This window comes from Stenotrophomonas sp. 220_Sma (genome assembly GCF_056487375.1).
In genome coordinates, this window is the sequence record NZ_CM151348.1 from 17,670 (window position 1) to 29,717 (window position 12,048).

Sequence of the window (12,048 nt, forward strand, 5' to 3'; positions counted from 1 at the left end):
GTGCATTCCTTAGGCGGCAACGGCTTGATGGTGCCGTTTGCCGCCCTCGGTGTCACCCCACGGTCATGTCATCGAACTGCCATGACCGCTGTCAGGCGATAGGCCGTCAGCCCTGCGCGTCGTCGTGTGCGTGGTGGTAGCGCACGGCTTCAGCCACTTCCTCGCGCGAACCCAGGAACACCGGCACGCGCTGGTGCAGCTGGTCGGGCTGGATGTCGAGGATGCGCTCGCGGCCGGTCCAGGCAGCGCCACCGGCCTGTTCGACCAGCAGGCCCATCGGGTTGGCTTCGTACATCAGGCGCAGCTTGCCGGCCTTGGACGGATCCTTCTTGTCCCACGGGTAGATGAAGATGCCGCCGCGGGTCAGGATGCGATGCACGTCGGCGACCATGCTGGCGATCCAGCGCATGTTGAAGTTCTTGCCGCGCGCGCCTTCCTTGCCCGCCAGCAGATCGCCGACATAGGCCTGCATCGGCGCTTCCCAGTGACGCTGGTTGGACATGTTGATGGCGAATTCCTGGGTGGCCGCCGGAATCTGCATGTTCTCGGTGGTCAGCACGAACTCGCCCTTCTCGCGGTCCAGGGTGAAGGCATGGGTACCGTGGCCGACGGTCAGCACCAGCTGGGTGCTGGGCCCGTAGATGCAGTAGCCGGCGGCAATCTGCTTGCTGCCCGGCTGCAGGAAGGCGTCATCGCCCGGCAGTTCGACGTTGGTCGGGCAGCGCAGCACCGAGAAGATGGTGCCGACGGAGACGTTGACGTCGATGTTGGAGCTGCCATCGAGGGGATCGAACAGCAGCAGGAAATCACCGCGCGGATAAATGTCCGGCACCGGCTGGCTGTGGTCCATTTCCTCCGAGGCGCAGGCGGCGAGATGGCCGCCCCAGGCGTTGGCTTCGAGCAGGATCTCGTTGCTGATGACATCCAGCTTCTTCTGCGCTTCCCCCTGCACGTTGCCGGTACCGGCGTCGCCGAGCACGCCACCGAGGGCGCCTTTGCTGACGGCGATGGAGATGCTGGTGCAGGCGCGGGCGACGACCGCGATCAGCTGGCGCAGGTCGGCATTGATGCGGCCGGCGTGCTGTTCCTGGATCAGGAAGCGGGTCAACGAAGTACGGGACATGAGCGGGCAGGTCTCGGCAGCGGGAAAACGCCTATTGTCGCCCGTATGGCGGGGCCGTGCGTGAGCGCGGGAAGGCGTAATCGTTTCCAGATGCGTTGCGCTGTAGAAACGGGGCACTCTGCCTCTGTAGAGCCGAGCCCGCGCTCGGCTGCGCTTCGTCCGTCATACCGCGCAAGCCGAGCGCAGGCTCGGCTCTACAGGAACCAGGATCCAAAAACAAAGGCGCCTTTCGGCGCCTTTGTCTTCAAGCGACTGGAGCGTTGCTTCAGCCCTTGGCGACGGTGGCCACGGCCTTGGCGACGTACTCCAGGTTGTTCTGGTTCAGCGCGGCCACGCAGATGCGGCCGGTGCCGACGGCGTAGATGCCGAACTCGTCGCGCAGGCGTTCGACCTGCTCACGGCTCAGGCCGGAGTAGGAGAACATGCCGGCCTGTTCGTTGATGAAACCGAACTGCGGCGCACCGGCGGCGGCCAACTTCTCGACCAGGCCCTGGCGCAGGGCATGGATGCGCTCGCGCATCTCGGTCAGCTCCTGCTCCCACATCGCGCGCAGTTCCGGATTGGTCAGCACGCCTGCCACCAGCGCGGCACCGTGGGTGGACGGGCTGGAGTAGATGGTGCGGATCACGCGCTTGACCTGCGACTGCACGGCCTTGGCGTCAGCGGCGGTCGGCGCCACCATCGACAGCGCACCCACGCGCTCGCCATACAGCGAGAACGACTTGGAGTACGAGTTGGCGACGATGAAGCTGTCGATGCCGGCTTCGGCGATGATGCGCACGGCGGCGCCGTCCTGCTCGATGCCCTTGTCGAAGCCCTGGTAGGCCATGTCGATGAAGGGGAACAACTGCTTTTCCTTCAGCAGCTGCGCGACCTGCTTCCACTGGGTGACCGTGAGGTCAGCGCCGGTGGGGTTGTGGCAGCAGGCATGCAGCAGCACCACGGTGCCGGCGTCCAGCTTGCCCAGGTCGGCCAGCAGGCCGTCGAAGTTGACGCCGTGGGTGGTCGGGTCGAAGTAGGTGTAATCCACCACTTCGAAGCCGGCCGCGCTGAACACGGCGCGGTGGTTTTCCCAGCTCGGGTTGCTCAGCGCAACGGTGGCGTGCGGCAGCAGCTTCTTCAGCACGTCGGCGCCGACGCGCAGCGCACCGCTGCCACCGACGGTCTGTGCGGTGGTGACGCGGCCGGCGGCCAGCAGCGGCGAGTCCTTGCCGAACACCAGCTCGCGCGTGGCCTGCGTGTACGCCGGCAGGCCATCGATCGGCAGGTAGCCGCGCGGTTTGGCTTCAGCGGCGAGCTGCTGCTCGATCTGCTTGACGGCGCGCAGCAGCGGAATGCGGCCGCTCTCGTCGTAGTAGATGCCCACACCCAGGTTGACCTTGGTCGGGCGGCTGTCGGCGTTGTACGCCTCGGTCAGGCCCAGGATCGGGTCGCCTGGGACCAGTTCCACGTTTGCAAAGAAGGACACGGCGGTACTCGTTCGGTAGACGGAAAGGGGGAGGAATTGCGCCACGCGGTCTGCGGCTTTTCGGCCGGAAACAGCCCATCGTAACAAAGCCTGCCGGGGCTGGCCGCCGCCATCGTCATCCGCGGCCCCGTACCATGGCGTGCGTTGCCGCCCGATCCATCAACCTGAATCATGAATCCTGCCGCACGACGCCGTTGCCTGCCGCTGTCCGCCCTGCTGCTGTCGCCCTGGGCGGCGGTGGCCGAGCCTGCGCCCACCGCCCTGCCCGCCGTGCAGGTGCAGGTGGCGCGGGTGCCGGGTATCGACCCGTTCGCGCTGCCGGCCAGCCTGGACACCGTCTGGATCGACGCCAGCCGCGCGGGCACCGGCGCGCAGCTGTCCGAGGCGCTGGCCGGCGTACCGGGACTAGTGGCGCGCGACCGGCAGAACTTCGCCCAGGACACGCAGCTGTCGATCCGTGGCTTCGGCGCGCGCTCGACCTTTGGTGTGCGCGGGGTACGGGTGTTGATCGACGGGGTGCCGGCGACCATGCCCGATGGCCAGGGCCAGCTGTCGCACGCCAGCTTGTTGGGCGCCGAACGCATCGAGGTGCTGCGCGGGCCGTTCTCGGCGCTGTACGGCAATTCCTCCGGCGGCGTGCTGCAGGTCTGGAGCGCGCAGGGCCAGGCCGGCGACCCGTGGCGGTTGCGCGTGAACGCCGGCGCCGACACCACGCTCAGTGTCGGCGCGCAGCTGAAGGGTGCCGGCCAAGCGTTGGACTACAACATCGCCGCCAACCACTTCCGCACCGATGGCTGGCGCGACCACAGCCGTGCGCGCCGCGAATCGCTCAATGCGCGCATCGGTGGTGATCTGGGCGGTGGGCGGTTGGAGCTGCTGCTCAATGCGCTGGATGCCCCCGATGCGCAGGATCCGCTGGGCCTGAGCCGCGCCCAGGTGGCGGCGGATCCGCGCCAGGCCACCGCCGTGGCGCACCAATACAACACCCGCAAATCGGTGCGCCAGCAGCAGGCCGGTCTGCGCTGGACCCGGGAAACCGGCGCGCAGCGCTGGCAGCTGATGGGCTATGCCGGCCAGCGCACGGTGACGCAATACCTGCCGATTCCCCCGACCGCCCAGGCGAACCCGCTGCACGCTGGCGGAGTGATCGATCTGGAGGGCGGCTATGGCGGCCTGGACGCGCGCTGGGGCTGGCACGGTGACCTCGCCGGCCGACCGTTGGACCTGGTGGCCGGGCTCAGCGCAGACCGCCAGCGCCAGCACCGCACCGGCTACGAGAACTTCATCGGCAGCGCCCTCGGCGTGCGTGGGCGCCTGCGCCGCGACCAGATCGACACGGTGCAGAACGTGGACCAGTTCGCCCAGGCCTGGTGGCAATGGAGCCCGCGCTGGTCGTTGCTGGCTGGGCTGCGCCACAGCGCCGTGCGATTCGAATCGAATGACCGCTACATCACCGATCGCAACCCGGACGACAGCGGCCGCCGCCGCTACCAGGCGACTACGCCGGTGGCAGGCGTCAGCTTCGAGGCCAACCCGCAGTGGCGGCTGCACGCCGCCGTGGGCCGCGGCTTCGAGACGCCCACCTTCAACGAGCTGGGCTATCGCGCCGATGGCCTGGCGGGTTTGGCGCTGGATCTGGCCGCTGCGCGCAGCCGCAATCTGGAGGTAGGCAGCAAGTGGCGCGCACAGGATGGAACCCAGCTTGATATCAGCCTGTTCCGCGCAGATACCGACGATGAGCTGGCAGTTGCCAGCAATTCTGGCGGGCGCAGCACCTATCGCAACATCGGCCGCACCCGCCGCCAGGGTGTGGAACTGCAGTACCGACAGCCGCTGGCCGAGCAGCTGGAGCTGCAGCTGGCGTGGACCTGGCTGCAGGCGCAGGTGCGTTCGCCGTACCTGACCTCGAACACCCTGGTTGCTGCCGGCAGCCGCCTTCCCGGGGTACCGCGCCAGCAGGCCTTTGCCAGGCTGCAGTGGTCCCCCGCCGACTGGCAGTGGGCGATGGAGGCCTCGGCCAGTAGCGATACCGTGGTCAACGACGTGGCGACCGAACGTGCGCCCGGCTTTGCCCTGCTGCATCTGGAGGCCGGCCGTCGCTGGACGCTGCCGGGTGGCGAACTGCGCGCCTTCGCACGGTTGGAGAACGTGCTGGACCAGGCCTACATCGGCTCGGTGATCGTCAATGACGGCAATGGCCGCTTCTACGAGCCGGGACCGGGACGGCGGGCCAACGTCGGCCTGCAGTGGTCGTGGCGCTGAAGTGGTAGTGCCGGCCGCTGGCCGGCATGGCGCCGTGCAGGACGTCAGGAGGTTGCCGGCCAGCGGCCGGCACTACCCGTAAATCGGAGGCCGTGGCCGGCATCGCGCCGTGCAGGGCGCCAGGAGGTTGCCGGCCAGCGGCCGGCACTACCCGTAAATCGGGGGCCCTGGCCGGCATTGCGCCGTGCAGGACGTCAGGAGGTTGCCGGCCAGCGGCCGGCACTACCGGTCAGTCGGGGGCCTTGGCCGGCACGAACGGCGAGGTCGGGTCGCTGGCCGGGAAGGTCTCCTCCAGCGCCTCATCCTGGTTGTCGCTGGCGCGCTGCTTGCGCTCACGCCGCTTGAGCGGGCTTTCCTGGCCGCCACGATGGCGGTCGCCGCCGTCCTTGCGGTCCAGCGCGGCCTGTTCAGACTCGTGCTTCACCGGCAGATGCTCTCCGGCATGCTCGGCATCGAAGAACGGTGCACCGGTGCCGCGGTAGTCGGCATTGTCGGCATCGCGCTTGCCGCGCTGTTCGCCGGGAATGGGCGGGTGGTTTTCGCGCAGCGGGTCTCGTGAGGTCTCTCGGCTCATGGTCTGGTACCTGCACTCGGGGGCTCCCACTACACCGCCCTGCAGGTAAAGCCGCCGCGAACCTGGCGTCATGAACATCTCGCTCACCCCCCGGTAACGGCACCGCGCGTATTCCTGCCCACCCGCCCCCGCTGCAGGAGCCGGCCATGCCCCGTCTTGAACGACCCGCACCGTCCGTGTTCAACGCCCTGCTCGATCCGCTCGGCCAGCGCACCGCGCAGCGCCGCACGCGCCGCCAGGAAGATCCGCAGGCGGTGGCGCAGGACTACCTGCAGTACATGCTCAGTGACTACGAAGAGCGCCGAGGCCAGAGCCACCGCAACTGGCGCGATCTGTGCCCGGTGTATGCCTTCGCGCTGACCACCCATGCCGCGGATTGGCCACGCGGTGACGCCGCCGATACCTGCGAGGAACTGGCCGAGCACTGGGAGCAGATGCGCGGGCAGTCGCGGTTGAGCTGGTCGCAGGCGAGGCCGGTGGTGGAGGACGCCTGGCGCGCACTGGACCATATTCCGGCGGCGGCGGTGAAGCCGTTACTGCAGTAACGAAGGGCCATGCGCGTCGAGCGCGCAACGCGGTGAACGACGTGATGTCGTGCGTCAGGCCGGCGTTGCGTCGCGCGACGCGCGGCGGCCGAACCACCAGCCGGCCAGCAGCTGCAACGGCAGCGATGCCAGCAGCGAAATGACGAACCAGAGCGGGAAATCCGCGCCTGCGGTCCACATTGCGTAGGCGCAGCCGAGCGCGATCAACGACCAGATCGAAAAACCATGCGAACGCGGCCAGCACGGTGCGTAGTAGGTGGCGAAGGAAATGCCAGCGACGCCGCCGAGCACGCTGAAGGCCAGGTCCCACCCCAGCTGCACGCTGTTGTTGTCCGGCGACATGCCCACCAGCGGGGGCAGCCAGCTGGCGACGCTGCTGACCAGCGCAAGCGACAGCACGCCGCCGATCAGAGCGACGAGGGACAGGAACAGGGTCTTGAGCAGGTCGGGCATGCGCGCATTGTACGGCTGCCACAGAGTGCCCGGGTTGCCGGCCAGCGGCCGGCACTACCGAACCGACTGGGGTTTGCCGGCCAACGGCCGGCACCACCGGGGGATAGGCATGGCCGCCGCGTCCGTGGGAGAGGGGGACGGAGCGACGGCGGCCATGCACAGGCGGTCAGGCGGCGAAGTCGAGCACCACGCGGCCTTCGATCGTGCCCGCATGCATGCGCGCGAACACGTCGTTGATGTTTTCCAGGCGGTCGGTGCTGACCGTGGCCGCGACCTTGCCTTCGGCAGCGAACTGCAGCGACTCCTGCAGGTCCAGCCGGGTGCCGACGATCGAGCCACGCACGGTGATGCCGTTGAGCACCATGCCGAAGATGTCCAGCGGGAAATTACCGGGCGGCAGTCCGTTGAGCGAGACCGTGCCGCCACGGCGGACCATGCCCAGCGCCTGCTCGAACGCCTTCGGCGACACCGCGGTGACCAGCGCGCCGTGCGCGCCGCCGATTTCCTTCTTCAGGAAGGCGGCCGGATCGGTGGTACGCGCGTTCACGGTGATCTGCGCGCCGAGCTGCCGGGCCAATGCCAGCTTGTTGTCGTCCACATCCACCGCAGCCACGTTCAGCCCCATCGCGCGGGCGTACTGCACCGCCATGTGGCCCAGGCCACCGATGCCGGAAATCGCCACCCAGTCACCGGGTCTGGTGTCGGTGACCTTCAGGCCCTTGTAGACGGTCACGCCGGCGCACAGCACCGGCGCGATCTCGACGAAGCCCACGTCCTTCGGAAGCAGGCCGACATAGTTGGCATCGGCCAGTGCGTACTCGGCGAAGCCGCCGTTGACGGAGTACCCGGTGTTGCGCTGTGTCTCGCACAGCGTTTCCCAGCCACCCAGGCAGTGTTCGCAATGGCCACACGCCGAGTACAACCAGGGGATGCCGACCCTGTCGCCTTCCTTGACGTGCCCTACCCCGCCTCCCACGGCCACGATGTGCCCCACGCCCTCGTGACCGGGGATGAACGGCGGGTTCGGTTTCACCGGCCAGTCGCCCTCGGCGGCGTGCAGGTCGGTGTGGCAGACGCCACAGGCCTCGATCTTGACCAGTACTTCGCCCGCCCCCGGGCGCGGTACCTGGACTTCCTCGATCACCAGTGGCTTGCCGAACTCACGCACCACGGCGGCCTTCATGGTCGAATTCATGTTCGGATCTCCGTAGTGCGCTTGCCCACAGAATGACGCCGGCTCGAGGCCGGCGCTTTGATCACGATCAAACCTTTGACGATTCGTGCAGCGGTTCAGCCGGCCAGTACCGAGGCCTCGCGGGCCAGACGCTCGATCGCATCCCAGTCGCGGGTCTGCAGCAGCGCCGGGGTGGTCAGCCACGAGCCGCCCACGCACAGCACGTTGGGCAGGTGCAGGAACTGCGGCGCGGTCTGCGCGCTGATGCCGCCGGTCGGGCAGAAGCGCACATCGGCGAACGGGCCGTGCCAGGCCGCCAGCAACGCAGCGCCACCGGCCTGCACCGCCGGGAAGAACTTGAAGGTGTCGTGGCCGTGCTCCAGGCCCAAAATCAGGTCGGAGGCAGTGGCGGCACCGGGCAGGTACGGCAGGTCGGCATCACGCGCGGCGGCATACAGCGTCGGCGTGGCACCGGGGGACACCGCGAAACGCGCACCGGCCTGCTTGGCTGCCTGCATCTGCGCGGCGTTGAGCACGGTGCCGGCACCGATTACCGCATCGGGCACGGCCTCGACCATCGCCTTGATCGCATCCAGCGCCTGCGGCGTGCGCAGCGTCACTTCGATCACCGGCAGGCCGCCGCGGAACAGCGCCTGGGCCACTTCGACCGCTTCATTCACATCTTCGGGGGTGTACACCGGAATCACCGGTGCCAGCTTCAACAGCGCGCGCAGGCGCGGATCAGCGCTGGACATCGTCTTGCTCCTTGCCCGACCGGGCATCGCGGATCGCCGCCGGGTCCGGCAGCGCAGCGGCGCATGATGCCACGTGGCTCACGACGGTGCTGGTGGTGCCCCGCCCTGCCCCCGGCTCAGGCCGGGTCGGCCTGCAATGCCTGGATGCGACGCTGGTACCAGTCACCACCGAGTGGATCGAACACCGCCGAGCGCTCCATCTGCGCCTCGTACACGTGAACCGAGATCGCCAGCGCTTCGTTGCTGGCGTTGCGCAGGGTGTGGTACTCGTGCGGCGGAATCAGGCTGCCGGCACTGCCGCAGCCCCCGCGCAGCACGGCGTGGCGGCGGAAGCGGCAGCGCTCACCGTTGCGCTCCAGCAGTTCATAGCGGGTGATCTCCAGCTCGCCTGACCACACTCCCTCCACACACCACATGGCATCGTGGTCGTGCAGCGGCGTGCCCTGCCCTGGGCCCCAGCTCATGGCAATCACGCTGTAGCCGTGTTCGCGGCTGTGGTACAGCGGGCGTCGCGCGTAATGATCACTGACCGGACGGTGTACGCACTCGGGCAATTCGATGCGGCTGTCCGCGATGGCTTCCTGCAGCGCCAGCTGCAGGTCGGCGGTGATGCGCTCGGCATCACCGGAGGTCATCGCCGCGTCGACCGCAGCGATCAACCTGTCGCGGCCACGGAACACCGGAAACGGAGAAGTCTGCAGGTCCATGCCCCGACTGTAGCGGAGCCTGGTTAAGGGAATGTTGGCGTTCGCGCGCGTCGCGCCCGCATTCAAGGTGAACACGCGCGGAAGAACGGTTCAGATGGACATCAAGTAGAGCGATCACAATGGAACCTCGCGCAGCAGAAGCGGTCGAACACGACGCGATCCATCTTCGCTGCGACATTCCGCAACTTCGCGCCCCAAGGGCGCAAGGCTAGAATTCTCCGACTTACCTGGTTCTATACATGTCAGTGCGAATTATTAGCGATGCCGCGTTGCCGGCATCGAAGGGCAAGGCTGCCACGATCAACGACATCGCACGACTGTCGGGAGTTTCCAAGAAAACGGTTTCAAGAATCATCAACAACTCGCCGCTGGTGCGCAAAGACACCCGCGACAAGGTCGAGGCGTTGATGCGCGAGGTCGGTTACGTGCCCGACCCCCTGGCGCGCGGCCTCGCGTTCCGCCGCTCCTTCCTGATCGGCCTGGTGTATGACGACCCGGGCGCCCAATGCATCGTCGACCTGCAGCACGGCGCGCTGGAAGCGCTGCGCGGCACCGGCTATGAACTGGTCGTGCATCCCTGCGACAGCCAGTCTCCGGACTGCGCGCACGGCGTGCGGCGCTTCGTGCAGCAGCAGAAGCTGCATGGCGTGATCCTGGGCCCGCGTGCCTCCGAGTCAGCTGCGTTGACGGAGATGCTCGACGGCATTGAATGCCGCTACGTCCGCATCAACGCGCATGTGTCGGATGACGAGGCACAGGCCGTGGTCACCCATGATCGCGACGGTGCAGCCGCGGCAGCGGGCTACCTGCTCTCGCTCGGCCACCGCGACATCGCGGTGATTGCCGGTCCGGGTGACCGCCGTACCGCACGCGAGCGCACCCATGGCTTCCTCGACCGGCTGGCGCAGGTGGGCCTGACCCTGCCGGGTGAACGCGTGCTGGAAGCAGGCGATACGTTCGAGTCGGGCGTGCATGCCGCCGAACGGCTGCTGATGGGCGGACAACGCCCCAGTGCGATCTTTGCCGGCAACGACGAAATGGCTGCCGGCGTGTATCAGGTGGCGTTGCGTGCGGGCATCGCGGTGCCGCAGCAGTTGTCGATCGTCAGCTACGACGACAGCCCACTGGCGTCGCGGCTGTGGCCGCCGCTGACCTCGGTGCGCCGCCATGTGTCCGACATCGGGCGCATGGCCGCGGCGATGCTGGTGCAGGCCGACGTGCCGGATGCGCCGACCGCAACCAGCGTGCATCCGCAGCTGATGGTGCGCGGTTCCTGCCGGGCCGTGGACGCCTGATCGCCCTGCCCTCGCCTGCACTGCCGTGACGGTGCAGGCAGGCAGCAACGAAAACGGCGCATCCAGGTGCGCCGTTTTCTTTTCAATGCGAAGAGGTGTGCGCCGTGCGCTTACACGTCGCCACCGTCGGCCCAGCCTTCGCCGGTGCCCTTCTGGAACACGCGGTCATCGCCCTGCACATCGCCCGCCGGCAGATGCGCCTGATCAGACAGCGCCGCGTAGATCGGGGTGAAGTCCGGCGACGTCGCCTGCATCAGCTGTTCGAAGCTGTCGATGACGAAGTAGGTCTTCTGGAAGGTGTCGATGCGGTACTTGGTACGCATGATCCGCTGCAGGTCGAAACCGATGCGGTTGGGCGCAGCCGACTCCAGCGAGTACAGCGATTCGCCCTTCGACGACACGATGCCGGCGCCGTAGATGCGCAGGCCGTCGGGCGTATCGATCAGGCCGAACTCCACCGTGTACCAGTACAGGCGGGTCAGGTTCTGCAGTGCATCCGGGCCGATCGCGTGGGCTTTGACGCCGCCACGGCCGTACGCCTCCATGTAGTCGGCGAACACCGGGTTCATCAGCAGCGGCACATGGCCGAACAGATCGTGGAACAGGTCCGGTTCGGCGATGTAATCGATCTGGTCCGGGCGACGGATCCACCAGGTCACCGGGAAACGGCGGTTTGCCAGGTGGTCGAAGAAATCCAGTTCCGGCAGCAGGCCTTCCACACCCACCAGGGTCCAGCCGGTGGCGGCGCCGAGCACTTCATTGAGTTGATCGAAGCGCGGAATGATGTGCGCGCTCATGCCCATTTCGTCCTGTGCATCCAGGAATTCCTGGCAGGCACGGCCGACCAGCAGCTCGCGCTGGCGCTGGTACAGCGTGCTCCAGGTGGCGTGGTCGTCGGCGCTGTAGGTGTCCCACGGCTGCTCGACGAGCGCGGTGGTATACACCGGCACGTAGCCCTTGTCGGTCTGCTGGTGTTCGACGCGGCGGGGCTGGGCGAGGTCCATGGGGCACTCCTTGACGGGATACCCACGATGCTAGGGCAGGGCGCGCGCAACAGGGTTGCAAAAGTTGCGCCGATTGGCCTTGTTGGCGCAATATCCTTGCGTACTCACCATGTTGCGGGGCAACAATGGCCGGAGAAGTCCAGTTCGATCGCACGGATATACGTCTGCTGGCTGAAATCCAGCGGGATGGGCGCGCCACCAACGCCGAGCTGGCGACACGGGTGAATCTCTCGCCCTCGGCCTGCCTGCGTCGCCTGCAGCGGTTGGAAAGCGAGGGCGTGATCGTCGGCTATGGCGCGCGGCTGGAACCGCGCCAGCTGCGCCTGGGCCTTCAGGCCTTCGTGCGCGTGCAGCTGGAAAAGCACGACCAGGCCGCCATCGGCCACTTCGTCGACAGCGTGCAGGGCTGGGATGAAGTGGTGGCCTGCCATGCACTGACCGGCGACATGGACTACCTGCTGCACGTCTACGTGCGCGACCTGGAGCACTTCTCGCACTTCCTGCTGGACCGGCTGCTCAACGCCGGTGGCGTGGCCGATGCCAATTCCAGCTTCGTGCTGCGCACGGTGAAGGGCTTCCAGGCATTGCCGCTTTCGCAGCTGGAATGAACGCGCCGCTGCGATTTGACGGCGCCGGGCGGGTAGCCGAGCATCTCCGCCCTGCGCGCGTCGCAGCGTTCCTTTCCGGT

12 protein-coding genes are annotated in these 12,048 nt (G+C 67.5%); 4 read left to right on the forward strand and 8 right to left on the reverse strand.

The annotated features are described in order from the left end of the window. Nucleotides 1-106: 106 nt before the first annotated feature. On the reverse strand, nt 107-1,123 hold the full coding sequence (locus tag ACZLIB_RS00085; protein WP_014035428.1) for a class 1 fructose-bisphosphatase: 1,017 nt from the start codon (nt 1,121-1,123) through the stop codon (nt 107-109). 265 nt (nt 1,124-1,388) lie between these two features. Then, complete coding sequence (locus ACZLIB_RS00090; protein WP_088022996.1) at nt 1,389-2,591, reverse strand: amino acid aminotransferase; 1,203 nt, start codon at nt 2,589-2,591, stop codon at nt 1,389-1,391. Nucleotides 2,592-2,762: 171 nt separating this feature from the next. On the opposite strand from ACZLIB_RS00090, the gene ACZLIB_RS00095 reads away from it, so the two are divergent. After that, a complete protein-coding gene (locus ACZLIB_RS00095) occupies nt 2,763-4,853 on the forward strand; it encodes a TonB-dependent receptor family protein (RefSeq protein ID WP_478468850.1) in 2,091 nt (696 codons plus the stop codon). A 229-nt stretch (nt 4,854-5,082) separates the two neighbouring features. On the opposite strand, the gene ACZLIB_RS00100 is transcribed toward ACZLIB_RS00095, so the two are convergent. Further along, a complete protein-coding gene (locus ACZLIB_RS00100) occupies nt 5,083-5,427 on the reverse strand; it encodes a hypothetical protein (RefSeq protein ID WP_032129273.1) in 345 nt (114 codons plus the stop codon). A 146-nt stretch (nt 5,428-5,573) separates the two neighbouring features. On the opposite strand from ACZLIB_RS00100, the gene ACZLIB_RS00105 reads away from it, so the two are divergent. Next, on the forward strand, nt 5,574-5,972 hold the full coding sequence (locus ACZLIB_RS00105; protein ID WP_049399009.1) for a hypothetical protein: 399 nt from the start codon (nt 5,574-5,576) through the stop codon (nt 5,970-5,972). A gap of 54 nt (nt 5,973-6,026) precedes the next feature. Here the strand turns inward: ACZLIB_RS00105 and ACZLIB_RS00110 are convergent, their stop codons facing one another. The 4 genes from ACZLIB_RS00110 to ACZLIB_RS00125 all read right to left on the reverse strand — a co-directional run bounded on the left by ACZLIB_RS00110 (nt 6,027) and on the right by ACZLIB_RS00125 (nt 9,061). After that, entirely contained in the window at nt 6,027-6,425 is a 399-nt protein-coding gene (locus ACZLIB_RS00110) for a hypothetical protein (RefSeq protein WP_478468852.1), read from the reverse strand. A gap of 166 nt (nt 6,426-6,591) precedes the next feature. Beyond that, complete coding sequence (adhP, locus tag ACZLIB_RS00115; protein WP_478468854.1) at nt 6,592-7,620, reverse strand: alcohol dehydrogenase AdhP; 1,029 nt, start codon at nt 7,618-7,620, stop codon at nt 6,592-6,594. Between the two features lie 95 nt (nt 7,621-7,715). Next, nucleotides 7,716-8,354 (reverse strand): bifunctional 4-hydroxy-2-oxoglutarate aldolase/2-dehydro-3-deoxy-phosphogluconate aldolase, encoded by a 639-nt coding sequence (gene eda / locus ACZLIB_RS00120; RefSeq protein WP_132808674.1) that lies wholly within the window; start codon nt 8,352-8,354, stop codon nt 7,716-7,718. Between the two features lie 116 nt (nt 8,355-8,470). Then, nucleotides 8,471-9,061: a cysteine dioxygenase family protein gene (locus tag ACZLIB_RS00125; protein WP_049399007.1), complete on the reverse strand. Its 591-nt coding sequence runs from the start codon at nt 9,059-9,061 to the stop codon at nt 8,471-8,473. Between the two features lie 239 nt (nt 9,062-9,300). Here ACZLIB_RS00125 and ACZLIB_RS00130 point away from each other — a divergent pair, with 239 nt between their 5' ends. Continuing rightward, a complete protein-coding gene (locus ACZLIB_RS00130) occupies nt 9,301-10,356 on the forward strand; it encodes a LacI family DNA-binding transcriptional regulator (RefSeq protein ID WP_049399006.1) in 1,056 nt (351 codons plus the stop codon). Nucleotides 10,357-10,466: 110 nt separating this feature from the next. Here ACZLIB_RS00130 and phhA read toward each other — a convergent pair whose 3' ends face one another. Then, nucleotides 10,467-11,360, reverse strand: coding sequence for a phenylalanine 4-monooxygenase (phhA, locus tag ACZLIB_RS00135; RefSeq protein WP_478468855.1), 894 nt, complete (start codon nt 11,358-11,360; stop codon nt 10,467-10,469). A gap of 125 nt (nt 11,361-11,485) precedes the next feature. Here phhA and ACZLIB_RS00140 point away from each other — a divergent pair, with 125 nt between their 5' ends. Next, nucleotides 11,486-11,968, forward strand: a complete 483-nt coding sequence (locus ACZLIB_RS00140; RefSeq protein WP_004153377.1) for an Lrp/AsnC family transcriptional regulator — start codon at nt 11,486-11,488, stop codon at nt 11,966-11,968. Nucleotides 11,969-12,048 lie beyond the last annotated feature (80 nt).